Raw genomic sequence first — 16,635 nt, 5'->3', positions numbered from 1 at the left:
CCTCACATGCCATTGCGGTCATCGCACTATCCCTTCTCCGCGATCGTCGGTTGCGGTGTCGACGGACTCGACGACCTGGGTCTGTCCCTGGTCCTCGCCAGCGTCTCGCCGGAGATCGGCGGCGTCCTGGTGCGTGGGGAGAAGGGCACGGCCAAGTCCACCGCGGTCCGGGCCCTGGCCTCCCTCCTTCCCCCGGTCGACGTCTACCAGGGCGACCGGTTCTCCGTGGACCCGGCCGATGCGTCGCAGCGGTCACCGGACGGTCCCTTCGAGACCGGCGCCGTCGTGGAGAGTCGTCCCGTGCGGCTCGTCGAACTGCCCGTCGGCGCCACCGAGGACCGTGTCCTGGGTTCCCTGCACCTGGAGCAGGCGCTCGCACACGGCGAGGTCGCCTACGAACCGGGCCTGTTGGCCCGGGCCCACCGTGGGATCCTCTACGTCGACGAGGTCAACCTGCTCCACGACCACCTGGTCGACCTCCTTTTGGACGCCGCCGCGACCGGCCGGGCGACCGTGGAGCGTGACGGGTTCTCCGTGGAGCACGCGGCCCGCTTCCTGCTCATCGGCACGATGAACCCCGAGGAGGGCGAGTTGCGCCCTCAGCTCCTGGACCGGTTCGGGCTCACCGTGGAGGTCGCCGCGCCATCGGATCCGGCGCTGCGGGCCGAGGTGGTCCGCAGACGCATCGCCTACGACTCCGACTCCGCCGCGTTCACCGCGCGTTACCACGAGAGCGAGAAGGCCCTGGCCGCGCGTATCCTCGCGGCCCGGGACGCGCTCGGGCGGGTGCGGTTGTCGGAGGCCGCGCTGTTGAAGATCGCCCAGGTGTGCGCGGCCTACGAGGTGGACGGTCTGCGGGCCGACATCGTCACCGCGCGCACGGCGGTGGCGCACGCGGCCTGGGAGGGGCGCACCTCGGTCACCCGCGCCGACATCCGACGCGCCGCCATGCTCGCCCTGCCGCACCGGCGCCGACGTAACCCCTTCGACGCCCCGGGGCTCGACGAGGAGCTCTTGGACCGGATCCTGGGCGACGAGGAGTCTCCTCCCGACCCTCCGGAGCCACCGGGTCCGGGAGGGACCGACGCGCCCTCCGAACCCGACGGCCCCTCGGACACCGCGTCCCCTTCCGGGCCCGAGGTCCCCGTGGACGCCGACACCGCGCAGGAGGCCGCGCACGGTGGACCCGCGGAGGAGGAACGGCCCCTGGCCCACGCGTCCCCGGCTCCGGACGCCCCCGCGAACGGCGCTCCGGCGCCGGGCACCGCGGGGGATTCCACGGACAGGGCCGAGGTCCCCTACCGACCCCGTGTGTTCACGGTGCGGGGGGCCGGGGAGGGCGCCGACGGCAGGCGCAGTCGGGCCGTCGGCGCGCGAGGACGCCGAATCGGTGCCGTCCCGCCAGGGCGGGGGCCCGGCACCACGCTGCATCTGGTGGAGACCGTGCGGGCCGCCGCGCTGCGGCCGCGGGACGGCGGACGGCTGCGGCTGCGCCCCCGCGACCTGCGCGTGGCGGTCCGTGAGGGTCGGGAGACCAACCTGATCCTGTTCTGTGTCGACGCCTCCGGCTCCATGGCGGCGCGCAAGCGCATGAGCGAGGTCAAGACCGCGGTCCTCTCCCTCCTCCTGGACGCCTACCGGCGCCGTGACAAGGTCGGCCTGGTCACCTTCCGAGGACGGCACGCCGAACTCGCGCTGCCGCCGACCCGCTCCGTGGACATCGCCGCGGCACGTCTGGACGACCTGCCCGCGGGAGGACGCACACCCCTGGCCGAGGGCCTGTGGGAGGCGGCCCGTGTCCTTCGACGTGAGCGTCTGCGGGACCCGCGACTGCGTCCGCTCCTTCTGGTGGTCACCGACGGCCGGGCCACCGGCGGGCGTGGCGCCGTCGACCGTGCGATGAGGGCCGCCGACCACGTCGCCGGGCTGGGAGTGACCACCGTCGTGGTGGACAGCGAGTCCGGTCCGCTGCGTCTGGGCCTGGCCGCCACCCTCGCCACCCGCATGGGCGCCGACCACCTGCCCGTGGGCGGGGTCAGCGCGGACGCGCTGAGCGGCGCCGTACGAGAAAGGGCCGCCTGATGCCTCAGGGCAAACCGCTCGTCGTCCCCGACGACGGACTCACCACACGACAGCGCCGTCACCAGCCGTTGCTGGCCGTCCACACCGGTGACGGCAAGGGCAAGTCGACCGCGGCGTTCGGGCTCGCCCTACGCGGCTGGAACCAGGGGTGGCGGATCGGGGTGTTCCAGTTCGTCAAGTCGGCGAAGTGGCGCATCGGTGAGCAGACCGTGTTGGAACGCCTGGGACGTCTCCATGAAGAGACCGGTGAGGGCGGTCCGGTGGAGTGGCACAAGATGGGGTCGGGCTGGTCGTGGATCCGTAAGCAGAGCGACACCGAGGATCACGCGGCGGCCGCCCGGGAAGGCTGGGAGGAGGTCAAGCGGCGTCTGGTAGACCAGACGCACGACCTGCTCATCCTGGACGAGTTCACCTATCCGATCGCCTGGGGTTGGATCGACGTCGACGACGTCCTGTCCGCCCTTGGCGACCGGCCCGGCCGCCAGCACGTGGTGATCACCGGTCGCCGCGCCGATCCGCGTTTGTTGGAGGCCGCCGACCTCGTCACCGAGATGACGAAGGTCAAGCACCCCATGGACGCCAGCCGCAAGGGTCAGAGGGGGATCGAGTGGTGACCGTCCCGCCCGGGGTGGGGTCGACGCACCTGCCCCGGTTGATGATCGCCGCCCCCATGACCGGGCAGGGCAAGACCACCATCGCGACCGGGCTGATGGCCGCGCTCCGCGACGCCGGACACGTGGTGAGCGGTCACAAGGTGGGACCCGACTACATCGATCCCGGCTACCACTCCCTGGCCACCGGGCGTGCGGGTCGTAACCTCGATCCGCACCTGGTGGGCGAGGAACGGGTCGCCTCGCTGCTCCTGCACGGGGCCCGCGGAGCCGACGTCGCCGTCGTCGAGGGGGTGATGGGCCTGTACGACGGTCGGCTCGGCACCGACGGTTTCGCCTCGTCCGCGCACGTGGCGGCCCTGACCCGGACTCCGGTGGTGCTGGTCGTGGACGTGTCAGGGGTGTCCCGTTCGGTGGGCGCCCTGGTGGCGGGCATGGCCTCCTACGACCCGGCCGTGGAGGTGGCCGGGGTGATCCTCAACCAGGCCGGATCGACGCGCAACGTCACCGAGATCGTCCGGTCGATACGGTCTCCCGTCCTCGGTGTGGTCCGACGTGACGAGCGGCTGGCCGTCCCCTCCCGTCACCTGGGGCTCGTTCCGGTGTCCGAACGGCGGGAGGCGGCGCGGGCGGTCGAACGGCTCGGAGAGCACGTCGCCGACCAGGTGGACGTGGACGCGCTGCTCGCGCTGGCCCGCCGCGCACCCGCCCTTGACGTGCGTCCCTGGGATCCGGCACGTGAGGTGGCCGCACCCTCCACGTCCAGGCCGGTGGTCGCGGTGGCGGACGGCCGGGCCTTCGGTCTGCGTTATGCGGAGACCGAGGAACTGCTCACCGCCGCCGGGTGCGAGGTCGTCGGTTTCGACCCGCTCCGCGACACCGCGTTGCCCTCGGGTGCACGGGGCGTCTACCTCGGTGGGGGCTTTCCCGAGGCGCACGCCGACCGGCTCGCCGCCAACCGGGGCCTGCTGGCCGAGTTGCGCGACGCGGTGCGGGGCGGGATGCCGACCGTCGCCGAAGGCGCGGGACTGCTCTACCTCTCCGAGTCGCTCGACGGCAGGGCGATGGTCGGGGCCGTCCCGGCACATGCTCGGATGTCGGAGCGGCTCACCCTGCGCTACCCCGAGATGCTCTCGCCCGAGGACACGTTGCTGACCCGGGCCGGGGAGAGAGCCACCGGGCACGAGTTCCACCGCACCCGCCTGGTCCCCGGCTTCTCCGCCGACGGACCGGCGTGGGAGGTCGACGGCGCGGCGGAGGGCTTCGCCTCCGCGACCCTGCACGCCTCCTTCCTCCACGTCCACTGGGCCGGCCACCCCCGCTTCGCCGCCCGCTTCGCCGAGGCCGTACGCGCCGCCACGGCCCCCGGAACGGTCGGCACCGCCGTCGACGGGCGCCTTCGGGACGGTGCCGGCCCTCCGTCGCCCGCCACGACCGACACGGCCGCCACGGTGGTCGACCCTCTGCGGCACCACGGCGACGCCGAGACACGCGAAGGGCTGCTGGACCTGGCCGTCAACGTCTACGCGGGCGAGCGTCCCTCCTGGCTCGACCGGGCCCTGCGCGAGAGTCTGGACCACGTCTCCTCCTATCCCGATCCGGGGCCGGCACGGACGGCGATCGCGCGAAGGCACGCACGGCCGGAGGCCGAGGTCCTGCCGACCGCGGGCGCGGCGGAGGCGTTCACGCTGGTCGCACGCCTGCGTCCGTGGCGGCGTCCGGTGGTGGTGCACCCCCAGTTCACCGAGCCCCACGCCGCCCTGGAACAGGCCGGGCACACCGTCACCACGGTGCTCTGTGCGGCCGAGGACGGTTTCGCGTTGGATCCGGCGTCGGTCCCCGACGACGCGGACCTGGTGGTGGTCGGCAACCCCACCAACCCCACCGGTGTCCTGCACCCGCGCCGGGTCCTGCGCCGGTTGTGCCGACCCGGACGGCTGGTCGTCGTCGACGAGGCGTTCATGGACGCCGTGCCGGGGGAACCGGAGTCCCTGGCAGATGAGCGTGTCGAGGGACTGGTGGTGCTGCGCAGTCTGACCAAACACTGGTCGATCCCGGGCGTGCGGGCCGGCTACGTCGTCGGGGAGGAGGGCGTGGTGCGTGAGCTGGGTCGGTCGCAGACTCCGTGGTCGGTGTCCACGTCCGCGATCGCCGCCACCGTCGCCTGTATGGGCGAGGCCGCCGTCCCCGAGGCGCTGGAACGGGCGCGAACACTGGACCGTTGGCGTGGGTTCCTCGAAGCCGGGTTGCGGGAGGCGGGTCTGGAGTTCGTGCCCTCCCGTGCGCCGTTCGTCCTGGTGCGGGTGGGCGTGGGCGTCCACGCGCTTTTGCGTGAACGGGGTGTCGCGGTGCGGCGGGCCGACACCTTCCCCGGCCTGGACACCTCCTGGGTGCGTGTGGCCGTACGGCCCCCGGAGACCACCCGGTATCTGCTCGCCGCCCTGGCCACGGCACGTGGAGCGAGGGAGGGTTCGTGAGGCGTCCGTGGTGGGATCCCCGGGCGGCCGGGCTTCTGCTGGGGTACGCCGCCGATCGGTGGTGGGGTGATCCCCGCCGGTTCCATCCGGTGGCCGGTTTCGGCGCCGCCGCGTCGGCGTTGGAGGAACGCCTGTACGCGGACTCCCGGCCACGCGGTGTCGCCCACACGGCTCTGTTGGTGGGCGCCGCCGCGGGTGTGGGGATCGTCCTGGAGAAGGCCACCGCCTCTCACCCGGTGATGCGGACGGCCGTCACTGCGCTGGCCACGTGGACCGTGCTCGGCGGGCGTTCGCTGGAACGGGAGGCGACTGCCGTGGGGGATCTGTTGGCCGCGGGAGATCTTCCCGGGGCCCGTGGGCGGCTCACGTCCCTGGTGGGCCGTGACACCAGCGTGCTGGACGCCTCCCAAGTGGCACGGGCGGTCGTGGAGTCGGTGGCGGAGAACACCTCCGACGCGGTGGTCGCCCCCCTGGTGTGGGGGGCCGTGGCGGGAACGCCCGGGCTCCTGGTCCACCGCGCGGTGAACACGCTGGACGCCATGGTCGGCCACCGCGACACCAGGTATCTGCGGTTCGGCTGGGCCTCGGCCCGTCTCGACGATCTGCTCAACCTGCCCGGCGCCCGCCTCACGGGGGTGTTGGCGGCCTTCGCCCTTCCCGGGCGGACGGGGGCGGCCCTGCGGGCGTGGTCGCGTGACGCCGGGTCCCACCCCAGTCCCAACGCGGGTGTGGTGGAGTCCTCCTTCGCCGGGGCCCTGGGCGTCCGCCTCGGTGGGACCAACCGGTACGGGACCCGGATCGAACACCGGCCGACCATGGGCGAGGGGCGGCCGGCCGGACCGTCCGACATCCCGCGTGCCACGGCCCTGGCCCGCCGTGTGGGTCTGGGCGCGGTCCTGGTCGCGGCGGGTGCCGCCGCCGCTGCCGCGGTGATCGGCCGGTCCGACGGGCGATGAACCCGCGGCCGGGACCTCACCTCAGGGCGCCCACCCAGGCGAAGGCGGCCTCCACGTCGTGGACGACGGGGACCCCGGTGGGTCCGGGCGGGCGCCGCACCACCACGACGGGGACGCCCAGTGACCGGGCGGCCTCCATCTTCGGCCAGGTGTAGGTGCCGCCGGAGTCCTTGGTGACCAGGACGTCCGCACGGTGTTCTTTCAACAGTTCCCGTTCACCGTCGAGGTGGTACGGTCCCCGGCTGGTCACGATCCGCCAGGAGGCGGGCGGCTGGAGTTCGGGGACGTCCACCACCCGGGCCAGGACCGACCGCCGACGCAGCGCCGGGACGAAGCGGGCCAGTTCCTGGCGGCCCACCGTGAGGAAGGGACGTGTACCGAGTCGCGCGGCCTGCTCGGCCGCCTCCTCGTGGGTGTCCACGTAGTGCCAGGCCGGGTCGGGGTCCCAACCCGGTCGTTCCAGCCGCAGCAGGGGGACATCGGTGCAGGCGGCCACCGCGTTGGTGGTCATGCCCAGGGCGAAGGGGTGCGTGGCGTCCACCACCGCGTCGTAGTCGGTGAGCGCCGCGCGCAGGCCGTCCACTCCCCCGAAACCGCCGACGCGGACCTTGCCCACCGGCAGGCGGGGTCTGGCCACCCGACCGGCCAGGGACGTGGTCACGTCGACACCCGCCTCGACCAGGAGGGAGGCGAGTTCGCGGGCCTCGGAGGTGCCACCGAGAAGCAGCAACCTCAGGGGGGCGGGACCGCGGCGGCGGCCCTCGTCGTGGGCGGCGGGCGAGGGGGCGGTGGCGGCGGGGGCCAGGTCGGGCAGAGCCGCCGGGGGTCCCTGACGGGCCAGGTCCAGGAGCGCGTCGACGTCCAGGTGGCGCTCGGCGAGGTCGGCGAGCAGGTCCAGGCGTCGTTCGCGGGCGTGCCCGAAACGTGTACCGGACGGTTCGCGACCCAGCGTCTGGGCGAGGAAGGCGGCGCGGAAGGCGTCACCTTCCAGACTGCCGTGCCACATGGTGCCGAAGACGTTCCCCGCACGGGCTCCGCCCAGGAACTCCTCCGCGCCGTCGCCCACCGTGACCTGGCCGTGGTGGATCTGGTAGCCGTGCGCGGGTGCGCCGAGCGCCCTGCCATGGGGCAGGGCCAGGGTTTTCTCGGCGGTGAAGTCGGTGTGTACGTCGAGCAGTCCGAGGCCGTCCGCGCGTGCGCCCGGTTCGGCCTCGACCCCGGTCGGGTCGGTGATGGTCCGGCCGAGCATCTGGAATCCGCCGCCGACGCCGAGCAGCGGCCGGCCACGGCGGACATGGTCGATGATCGCCCGGTCGAGTCCGCGTGAGCGCAGCCACGCCAGGTCGGCGAGGGTGGAGCGGGTACCGGGCAGGACGACCAGGTCGGCGTCGGACAGGTCGCGCGGGGCGGAGACGAAGACGACGTCGAGTCCGGGTTCCAGGCCCAGGGCGTCTACGTCGGTGAAGGCGCCGATCCGGGGCAGGCGCACCACCGCCACGCGTCGGACCGTCCGCGGATCATGTCCTTCGGCTCCGCGCGCCCCCAGGTCGAGGGCGTCCTCGGAGTCCAGCCACAGTCCGGGGTCCCAGGGCAGGGTGCCGTACACACGGCGTCCGGTGAGGCGTTCGATCCGGTCCAGGCCCGGTTCGAGCAGGGCGAGGTCTCCACGGAACTTGTTGATCACAAAGCCCGCGACCAGCTTCTGGTCGGCGGGTTCCAGCAGCCCCACGGTGCCGTACAACGCGGCGAAGACGCCGCCCCGGTCGATGTCCCCGACCACCACCACGGGCAGGTCCGCGTGCCGGGCCAGACCCATGTTCACGTAATCCCCCGCCCTCAGGTTGATCTCGGCGGGACTGCCCGCGCCCTCGGCGACGACGACGTCGTAACGGCGGGTCAGGTCGTCGTAGGCGGCGTGCGCGGCCTCGGCCAGGTGGCGGCGGCCCGTCTCCCAGTCGACCGAGGACACCTCCCCCGCGGGGCGGCCGAGCAGGACGACGTGGCTGCGCCGGTCGGTGCCCGGTTGGAGGAGCACGGGGTTCATGGCGGGCTCGGGTTCGGCGCGGGCGGCCAGCGCCTGGACCCACTGTGCGCGACCGATCTCGGCCGGGAGGCCGTCGGGGTCGTGGCAGACCATGGAGTTGTTGGCCATGTTCTGCGCCTTGTACGGGGCGACCCGCACCCCGCGTCGCGCGAAGGCCCGGCACAGGGCGGTGGTGACCACGCTCTTTCCCGCGTCGGAGGTGGTTCCCGCGACCAGCAGCCCTCTCGCTCGTCGTGCGCCATATTCGACGGACCTCTTGTGTCCGGTCACGCTCATGCCGGTCTCCGAAGCAGTGCGGTGTCCATCACCCAGCCGGCCCGGGAACGGGCCCGTTCCCGGGCCGTGCGGATCGCGGGCAGCACGTCGCCGACCCGCCCGGCGACCAGTTCCTCGGTGTCGGTCCCCATGTTGGCGCCCCACCAGACCGACCATCGTTCCAGGCCCTCGAAGCGGGGTTCGGAGCCCAGCATGACGACGATGTCGTCGTGTGGGGCGGTGACGGCCTCGTGCAACCGTCGTGCCGGTGTGACGTGGACCGGCCGACCCACCTCGTGCAGCACGATCCGGTGACGTGCGGCCAGGAGTTGGGGGGCGCTGACGCCGGGGAGCACGTCGTAGGTCAGGGGGACGACCCCTCGTTCGGCGATGCGCTCCACGATCCGCAGGGTGGAGTCGTACAGGGCCGGGTCGCCCCAGACCAGGAACGCCGCGGTGCCGCCACGCTCGCCGAGCACCCGCTCGTAGGCGGCCGTCCTGGCCAGGTGCCAGTCGGCTACCGCCGCCGGGTAGTCGGCGGGGTCGTCACGGTCGCGTTCGGGGTCGGGCACGGCGACCAGGGGGAGGCCGTGCGCGTCGCAGACGGCCCGGCGCAGGGCGAACAGGTCGTCGTTTGCGCGTTTGCGGGCGGCCACCGCGTAGTCGCAGCCGTGCAGGGCGTCGGCGACCTCCCGGGTGAGGTGCCGCGGCCCCATGCCGATGCCCAGGATCCGTACTCTCATTCCGACCGGTCCTCCAGCTCGCCCTCGACCTCCAGGTAGACCTCCGTCAGTGCCTCCATCGTCACCGGGTCCGGTTCGACCCACAGGCCCCGCCGGGCGGCCTCGTGCAGCCGCTCGACGATGCCGTGCAGCGCCCACGGGTTGGAGCGGCGCAGGAACTCCTGGGTGTCGGTGTCCAGCACGTACTCGGCCGCGAGTCTTTCGTACATCCAGTCGTGGACGACGCCGGCCGTGGCGTCGAAGCCGAAGAGGTAGTCGACGGTGGCGGCCAACTCGAAGGCGCCCTTGTAGCCGTGGCGTCGCATGGCGGAGATCCAACGCGGGTTGACCACCCGGGCCCGGAAGACGCGGGCGGTCTCCTCGGCGAGGGTGCGGGTGCGGACCGCGTCGGGTGTGGTGGAGTCACCGACGTAGGCCTTGGGGTCGGCTCCGGTGAGCGCCCGGACGGTGGCGATCATGCCTCCGTGGTACTGGAAGTAGTCGTCGGAGTCGGCGATGTCGTGTTCGGCGCTGTCGACGTTCTTCGCCGCGACCTTGATCCGACGGTAGTTGGTGCGCATGTCGTCGGCCGCGGGGACCCCGTCGAGGCCGCGCCCGTAGGCGAAACCGCCCCAGGCCGTGTAGACCTCGGCGAGGTCGCGGTCGTCGCGCCAGTTGCCCGACTCCACGAGTTGGAGGATCCCCGCCCCGTAGGAACCGGGCGCGGAACCGAAGATCCGTGTGGTGGCGCGGCGCCGGTCGCCGTGCTCCTCCAGGTCGGCACGGGTGTGGGCGCGCACGAAGTTGCGCTCCTCGGGTTCGTCGAGGTCGGCGACCATTCTCACCGCGTCGTCCAGCATGGCGACCACGTGGGGGAAGGCGTCGCGGAAGAAGCCGGAGATGCGCACCGTGACGTCGATGCGCGGGCGGCCCAGTTCCTCCAGTGGCACCACGTCCAACCGTGACACCCGACGGGAGGCCTCGTCCCACTCGGGGCGGACTCCGAGCAGGGCCAGTACCTCGGCCACGTCGTCGCCGGAGGTGCGCATGGCGGAGGTGCCCCACACCGACAGGCCCACCGATGCGGGGTAGGAGCCGGTCTCCTCCTTGTGGCGGCGCAGCAGGGAGTCGGCCATCGCCTGTCCGGTCTGCCAGGCGAGCCGGGAGGGGATCGCGCAGGGGTCGACGGTGTAGAAGTTGCGACCGGTCGGCAGCACGTTGACCAGGCCGCGCAGCGGGGATCCGGAGGGGCCCGCCGGGACGAAGCCGCCCTTCAGGGCGTGGACGACGTGGTCGAGTTCGTCGGTGGTCCGGGCCAGGCGGGGCACCACCTGTGCGGCGGCGAACTCCAGGACACGGTGGACGTCGGGGTCGGCGTGCAGGTCGGGCACGGCGGCCGGGTCCCAGTCCGCGGCCTCCATGCGTTCGACCAGGTCGCGAGCTCGGGACTCCGCCCGGTCGACCTCCTCGGTGGGCGCCCCCTCCTTCAGACCGAGGGCGGAGCGCAGGCCGGGCACGGCATTGCCCGTTCCGCTCCACACCTGGGCGGCGCGCAGGATGGACAGGGTCAGGTTCACCCGGACCTCCCCGTCCGGTGCCTGGCCGAGTACGTGCAGGCCGTCGCGGATCCGGGTGTCCTTGATCTCGCACAGCCAACCGTCGACGTGGAGCAGGAAGTCGTCGAACTCCTCGTCGTCGGGTCTTGCCTCCAGGCCGAGGTCGCGGTGCAGTTCGGCCGCACGCATCAGGGACCAGATCTCGCCTCGGACCGCGGGCAGCTTGGCCGGGTCCATGGCCGCGATGTTGGCGTGCTCGTCCATGAGCTGTTCCAGGCGGGCGATGTCGCCGTAGGTCTCCGCGCGGGCCATCGGCGGAACGAGGTGGTCGATGATCGTGGCGTGGGCGCGGCGTTTGGCCTGGGCCCCCTCCCCGGGGTCGTTGACCAGGAACGGGTAGACCAGCGGCAGGTTCCCCAGCGCCGCGTCGGTGGCGCAGGCGGCGGACAGCGCGGCGTTCTTGCCTGGCAGCCACTCCAGGGAGCCGTGTTTGCCCAGGTGGACGATGGCGTGGGCGCCGAAGCCGTGCTCCAGCCAACGGTAGGCGCCCAGGTAGTGGTGGCTGGGGGGCAGCTCGGGGTCGTGGTAGACGGCGATCGGGTTCTCACCGAAGCCGCGCGGCGGCTGGACCAGGACGACCACGTTGCCCGCGCGCAGCGCCGCCAGGACGAGTTCGCCCGCGTCGTTGACGTACAGTTCGCCGGGGGCGGCCCCCCATGTCCGGGTCATCGCCTCCTTCAGGGGCGCGGGCAGGTCCCGGGTCCAGGCGTCGTACTCCTGGGATGTGATGCGCACCTGGGCGTCGGTCATCTGTCCGGAGGTCAGCCAGTCCTCGTCTTGACCGCCCGCCGCGATCAGGGCGTGCATCAGCGCGTCGCCGGCCTCCGTGTCGTCGGTCAGGTCCAGTCCGGGAAGGTCGCCGGGTTTCCCCAGGTCGTAGCCCTCCTCGCGCAGTCGACGCAACAGGCGGACCAGGGAGCGGGGTGTGTCGAGTCCGACGGCGTTGCCGATGCGGGAGTGCTTGGTGGGGTAGGCCGACAGCACGACCGCGATCCGTTTGTGTGCCGGGGGCAGGTGTCGCAGGCGGGCGTGGGCGACCGCGATCCCGGCCAGGCGGGCGCAGCGCTCGGGGTCGGCGACGTAGCGGGGCAGCCCGTCGTCGTCGATCTCCTTGAAGGAGAAGGGCACGGTGATGACGCGGCCGTCGAACTCGGGGATGGCGATCTGGCTCGCCGAGTCCAGCGGGGTGACGCCGTCGTCGGAGGCCTCCCAGTCTGCGCGGGAGGTGGTCAGGCACAGCCCTTGGAGGACGGGGACGTCCAGGGCCGCCATCCGCTTCACGTCCCACGCCTCGTCGTCCCCTCCGGCGCTCACGGACGCGGGAACGCTGCCGCCGGCCGCCAGGACGGTGACGATCAGCGCGTCGAAACCGCCGAGCGCCTCGTAGAGTTCGTCGGGCGCCGAACGCAGAGAACCGGTGAACACGGGGACGCCCACGGCCCGCCCGGTCGCGTCGACGGCGTCTGCCAGGGCGTGCGCGAAGGCGGTGTTGCCGCTGGTCTCGTGGGCCCGGTAGTAGAGGATGCCCACGCGCGGTAGTGCGGGATCCCGTGGCCGGTCGCGTTCGGCCAAGCCCCACAGGGGGACGGGAACCGGTGGATCGAACCCCTCGCCGGTGAGCAGCAGGGTGTCCGACAGGAAGGCGTGCAGGCGTTCGAGGTTGGCCGGGCCGCCTTCGGCGAGGTAGCGGTGGGCGTCGGTCGCCACTCCGGCCGGGACGGTGGAGTGTTCCATCAGTTCGGCGTTGGGCTGTTGTTCTCCGCTGAGGACGACCAGCGGGGTGCCTCGTTCCCGGACCGCGGCCAGGCCCGGCCACAGGTCGTGCGGGGAGCCGAGCAGTCGCACCACGACGATGTCGGCGTCTTCGACGGCGTCGGTGAGCTCCGGATCAAAGGCGCGGGACGGGTTGGCCCACGCGTACGCGGCGCCGCTGGCCCGTGCAGAGAGCAGGTCGGTGTCGGACGTGGACAGCAGCGCGATCCGTGCCGTCATGGCCGGATTCCTCCCTCGGGGTTCTCGCCCCATCGGCGGTCGGACTGCCCGAGGCCAGTGTCTGGCTGAACTCCCATGACGGGGGTCTCACAGTGGCGGAACCGCCCCGGAATCGCACCGGGTTCCTGCAACCACGAGCAAAGGATTCCTACTCTAACCGGCCGTCCGTGCGCCCCTTCCCGCGGGGCGGAGGTCCTCGGGCCGTTCCCCGCCGCCCCGTGGTCGTGGGTCGGCCGTGGAGGGCACCACGTTCGCCGTCGCCCTTCGGGGGCCGCCTCCCGCGTGCGGTCGCCCCCGTGGCTGGAGGAGCGTGACCTGCGCTTCCACCTCGCCCCTGGGCGCGAAGCGGGAGCGGGCCTGGTGGGGGGAAGTCCCGTGTACTACCGTGAACCCGTTCATTGTCGACATCAGTTCCATGTCGTCGACGTCGCAGTGCTCGGGAAGCCGGTGGGAATCCGGCGCGGTCCTCGCCACTGTGACCGGAGGGCGCCTTCCGTATGCCACTGGGCCGACACGGCCTGGGAAGGAGGGGGGCGCGGGGCCAGAGCCCGGCTCCGGGAGCCAGGAGACCGGCTGCGATCGTCCACGTCACCAAACCACGAAGGATGGTTTGTTCGATGAAGCCCACCGCCGCTCGGGCGGCCCTGCGTCCTGCCCGTTTCGCCGCCCTCCTCGCCCTGGCCTTGGCCGCCACCGCCTGCGGGGGCGGTGCCGCCTCCCCCGCCCCCGCCGAAACCGCCGGTGAGACGATCCGCAACTGCGACGTCGACGTGGCCGCGGAGAATCCGCCGGAGCGGGTGTTCGCCGCCTACCAGCCCGGCATCGAGATGGCCCACGCGTTGGGCATCGGCGACCGTCTGGTGGGAACGGCGTTCCTGGACGCCGAGGTCCTGGAACCCTACGTCCAGGCCCAGGCCGAGCAGGAGTACCACCCGAACCTGCCCAGCCGCGAGGAACTGCTCGGCCACGCCCCCGACTTCGTCCTGGCCGGGTTCAACGGAGTGTTCACCGACGAGGGCTTCGGAACGCGGGCCTCCCTGCGTGAACTGGGCATCGAGAGTTGGATCCTGTCCCCGCTGTGCCCGAGCGAGGACGGCCGCAGCGACGAGACCATCGACCCCGCCACGGTGACGATGGACAACGTCTACTCCGACCTGCGGGACCTGGGGACCCTGTTCGACGAGCGGGAGCGGGCCGAGGAGGTCATCGCCGACATGGAGAGCACCATCGAGGAGGTCTCCCGGGCCCTGGACGGTCACGTGTCGGAGGAGGACCGGCCCACCGTGATGATCGGTCGTCCCGGTGACCAGGGGTTTCGGGTCGCCGGCGGACCGGACTTCTCCACCGAGATCCTCGGACTGGCCGGCGCGGTCAACGCCTTCGCCGACCTGGAGGGAAGACGTAACCACGAGGTCTCCACCGAGGACGTGATCGCACGCGACCCCGACTTCGTCCTGGTCGACGTGTGCTGCGACGCGCAGATGACCTCCGCCGACGCCGCCCCCCAGGTCGAACAGATCATGTCCGACCCGGCCCTGGCCAACCTCACCGCGGTCACCGAAGGCCAGGTCAGGGGGTTCACCTTCGCCGACCGCTCCGCGGGCGTGCGCAGTGCGTACGCGGTGGAGAAGATCGCCCGGATCATCCACCCCGACCTGTTCGCGTAGGCCGACCGATGGCCGAACACGTGGCCGGAAGGCCCGCTTCAGTGGTGCTCGCCAAGACCCGCCGACGGTTGCGGACCGCGGCTCGGGGCGCGGGGCTGCTCAGCGGTCCGGGAACCCGCGGCCTCGGGTTGTTGACGGCGCTGGTGGTGCTGGCCGGAGCGTTGTTGGCGTCGGTGTTGATCGGTTACCAACGGCTGTCCGTGGCCGAGGTGTACGCCGCCTACGCCGGTTTCACCGGTTCCGACACCGACCTGGTCGTGCGGCACCTGCGGGTGCCGCGCACGCTCGCCGGACTGGCCGTCGGGGTGGCCCTGGGCGTGTCCGGGGTCCTGGTACAGGGGATCACCCGTAATCCCCTCGGTGATCCGGGCATCCTCGGTATCAACGCGGGCGCGGCCCTGGCCGCGGTCGTCGCGATCAGCGTGCTCGGGGTGACCGCCCTGCTGGGCTACGTCGTCTTCGCCTTCGTGGGCGCGGCGGTGGCCGCCTGCGCGGTCTACGCCGTGGGGTCGCTGGGACCGGGCGGGGCCGCCCCGGTCAAGCTCGCGCTCGCCGGTGCCGCGCTCTCGGCCCTGCTGGGTTCGGTGACCTCGGCGATCGTTCTGCGTGACCGGGCGAGCCTGGAGGAGTACCGGTTCTGGATCGTGGGTTCCCTGGCGGGCGTCGACGGCACGGCACTGCTCCAGGCGCTGCCGTTCCTGGCCGCCGGCCTGGTGTTGGCGGTGGCGTCGGCGCGCCCGTTGAACGTGGTGGCGCTCGGTGACGAGCTGGCCCGCTCTTTGGGGACCCGGTTGTGGCTGGTACGCGGGACCGGTGCCCTGGCCGTGGTGTTGCTGGCCGGAACGGCGACCGCCGTGGCGGGCCCGATCGGTTTCGTGGGGGTCGCCGTGCCGCACGTCGCGCGTGCCCTCGTCGGCCCCGACCACCGCTGGGTGCTGGCCTGGTCGGCGGTCCTCGCGCCCCTCCTGTTGTTGGTGGCCGACATGCTGGGCCGTGTGGTGGCGCGTCCCGAGGAACTACAGGTCGGCATCGTCACCGCTCTGGTCGGCGCGCCGCTGTTCATCCTCATCGTGCGGCGTCGGAAGGTGGCGGGGCCGTGACGAGGCGCTCCGGAGTGCCGGGGCCGGGCACCGGGGTGGTCCGTCACGGCGGCCTGTCGGTGCTGGTGTACGTGCCCGCGGTGCTGCTCGGTGCCCTGTTGAGCGCCGTGGCCCTGGTGGTCGCGCTGTCGTCGTTGGCCGTGGGCGACTTCACGATGGGCCTGGGCGAGGTGGTGGGCGTGTTCACCGGACGTGCCGATCCGATGATGACGCACGTGGTCGTGGAGATGCGGCTGCCGCGTGCCCTCACCGCGCTGGGGGTGGGGGCCGCGCTGGCGCTCTCGGGTGCCCTGCTGCAACGGTTGGCGCGTAACCCGCTGGTCAGTCCGGACGTCATCGGGGTCAGCGCCGGCGCCGCGACCGCGGCGGTGTTCGCCGTCGTCGCCCTCGGCGGGACGGCCCCGACCATCGCGGTCAGTGCGTTGGTCGGGGCCGTGGTCACCGCGCTGTCGCTGTACCTGCTGGCCTATCGGCGTGGTGTCGACGGGTACCGGTTGGTCCTGGTGGGGATCGCGCTCACCGCGATATTGAGCGCGGTGACGTCGTACCTGTTGACCCGCACCGAACTCACCACGGCGCAGCGCGCCATGCTCTGGCTCACCGGCAGTCTGGCCAACCGGGACTGGCCGCACGTGGTGACGATCGCGTCGGCGCTCGCCGTGTTGATGCCGATCGCGTTCCTTCTGGCCCGTCCTTTGGCACTGTTGCAACTGGGGGAGGACACCGCGACGGCCTTGGGCGGCCGGGTCCGGCTCTGGCGGGCCGTTCTGCTGTTCACCTCGGCCGCGCTCGCGGCCATGGCCACCGCGGTGGCCGGCCCCATCGCCTTCGTCGCGTTGGTGGCCCCACAGATCGTGCGGCGGTTGCTGCGGGAGCGCGCCGCCGGGCTGGTGGCCTCCGCGGCCTGTGGCGGGTTGCTGGTGACCGGAGCGGACCTGATCGCGCGCACCGCCTTCGGAGGGAGTGAGGTACCGGTCGGAGTGGTCACCGGGATCCTGGGAGCCCCGTACCTGCTGTATCTGCTGGTGCGCGGTAACAGTGCGGGACGGGGCGGGTGAGCTGAGAAAAGGGTCGGGAACCCGCCTGTTCTCGCCGGGGAGGCGCGAGATCGAT

10 protein-coding genes, 1 pseudogene and 2 riboswitches are annotated in these 16,635 nt (G+C 72.5%); of the genes and pseudogenes, 7 read left to right on the top strand and 4 right to left on the bottom strand.

What is annotated here, in order from left to right; translation table 11 throughout:
• Positions 1–6 precede the first annotated feature (6 nt).
• The 4 genes from PFX91_RS08285 to PFX91_RS08270 are packed head-to-tail and all read left to right on the top strand — an operon-like array spanning position 7 to position 6,126.
• Entirely contained in the window at positions 7–2,082 is a 2,076-nt protein-coding gene (locus PFX91_RS08285) for a VWA domain-containing protein (protein ID WP_285730625.1), read from the top strand.
• Positions 2,082–2,696 carry a cob(I)yrinic acid a,c-diamide adenosyltransferase gene (gene cobO / locus PFX91_RS08280; RefSeq protein ID WP_285730623.1) on the top strand — a complete coding sequence of 205 codons (615 nt, stop codon included), beginning with the start codon at positions 2,082–2,084 and terminating at the stop codon, positions 2,694–2,696. The genes PFX91_RS08285 and cobO overlap by 1 nt, the downstream gene beginning before the upstream one ends.
• Positions 2,697–2,737: 41 nt before the next feature.
• A complete protein-coding gene (gene cobBC / locus PFX91_RS08275) occupies positions 2,738–5,170 on the top strand; it encodes a bifunctional hydrogenobyrinic acid a,c-diamide synthase/histidinol phosphate aminotransferase CobBC (protein ID WP_285730791.1) in 2,433 nt (810 codons plus the stop codon).
• Positions 5,167–6,126 (top strand): cobalamin biosynthesis protein, encoded by a 960-nt coding sequence (locus PFX91_RS08270; protein ID WP_285730622.1) that lies wholly within the window; start codon positions 5,167–5,169, stop codon positions 6,124–6,126. The genes cobBC and PFX91_RS08270 overlap by 4 nt, the downstream gene beginning before the upstream one ends.
• A 16-nt stretch (positions 6,127–6,142) precedes the next feature.
• Here PFX91_RS08270 and PFX91_RS08265 read toward each other — a convergent pair whose 3' ends face one another.
• From PFX91_RS08265 to cobN, 4 genes and pseudogenes are all read right to left on the bottom strand, one after another.
• The gene (locus tag PFX91_RS08265; protein ID WP_285730790.1) at positions 6,143–6,862 is read right to left on the bottom strand and encodes a cobalt-precorrin-6A reductase; all 720 of its coding nucleotides are present in this window, start codon (positions 6,860–6,862) and stop codon (positions 6,143–6,145) included.
• A gap of 159 nt (positions 6,863–7,021) precedes the next feature.
• Positions 7,022–8,446, bottom strand: a pseudogene (locus PFX91_RS08260) (cobyric acid synthase); the annotation flags it as partial.
• Positions 8,443–9,168 (bottom strand): precorrin-6A synthase (deacetylating), encoded by a 726-nt coding sequence (cobF, locus tag PFX91_RS08255; RefSeq protein WP_285730621.1) that lies wholly within the window; start codon positions 9,166–9,168, stop codon positions 8,443–8,445. The pseudogene PFX91_RS08260 and the gene cobF, both read right to left, overlap by 4 nt.
• Positions 9,165–12,755 carry a cobaltochelatase subunit CobN gene (cobN, locus tag PFX91_RS08250; RefSeq protein ID WP_285730619.1) on the bottom strand — a complete coding sequence of 1,197 codons (3,591 nt, stop codon included), beginning with the start codon at positions 12,753–12,755 and terminating at the stop codon, positions 9,165–9,167. The genes cobF and cobN overlap by 4 nt, the downstream gene beginning before the upstream one ends.
• A gap of 35 nt (positions 12,756–12,790) precedes the next feature.
• Positions 12,791–12,906, bottom strand: a riboswitch (cobalamin riboswitch).
• 240 nt (positions 12,907–13,146) lie between these two features.
• Positions 13,147–13,347: riboswitch (cobalamin riboswitch) on the top strand.
• Between the two features lie 25 nt (positions 13,348–13,372).
• Here cobN and PFX91_RS08245 point away from each other — a divergent pair.
• The 3 genes from PFX91_RS08245 to PFX91_RS08235 are packed head-to-tail and all read left to right on the top strand — an operon-like array spanning position 13,373 to position 16,580.
• On the top strand, positions 13,373–14,422 hold the full coding sequence (locus PFX91_RS08245; RefSeq protein WP_285730617.1) for an ABC transporter substrate-binding protein: 1,050 nt from the start codon (positions 13,373–13,375) through the stop codon (positions 14,420–14,422).
• 8 nt (positions 14,423–14,430) lie between these two features.
• A complete protein-coding gene (locus tag PFX91_RS08240; protein WP_285730616.1) occupies positions 14,431–15,522 on the top strand; it encodes a FecCD family ABC transporter permease in 1,092 nt (363 codons plus the stop codon).
• A complete protein-coding gene (locus PFX91_RS08235) occupies positions 15,519–16,580 on the top strand; it encodes a FecCD family ABC transporter permease (RefSeq protein ID WP_285730614.1) in 1,062 nt (353 codons plus the stop codon). Before PFX91_RS08240 ends, PFX91_RS08235 begins: the two co-directional genes overlap by 4 nt.
• Positions 16,581–16,635 lie beyond the last annotated feature (55 nt).

Source organism: Nocardiopsis sp. ATB16-24 (assembly GCF_030271535.1).
Lineage (GTDB): Bacteria > Actinomycetota > Actinomycetes > Streptosporangiales > Streptosporangiaceae > Nocardiopsis.
This window is presented reverse-complemented; position numbering and strand designations above follow the sequence as displayed.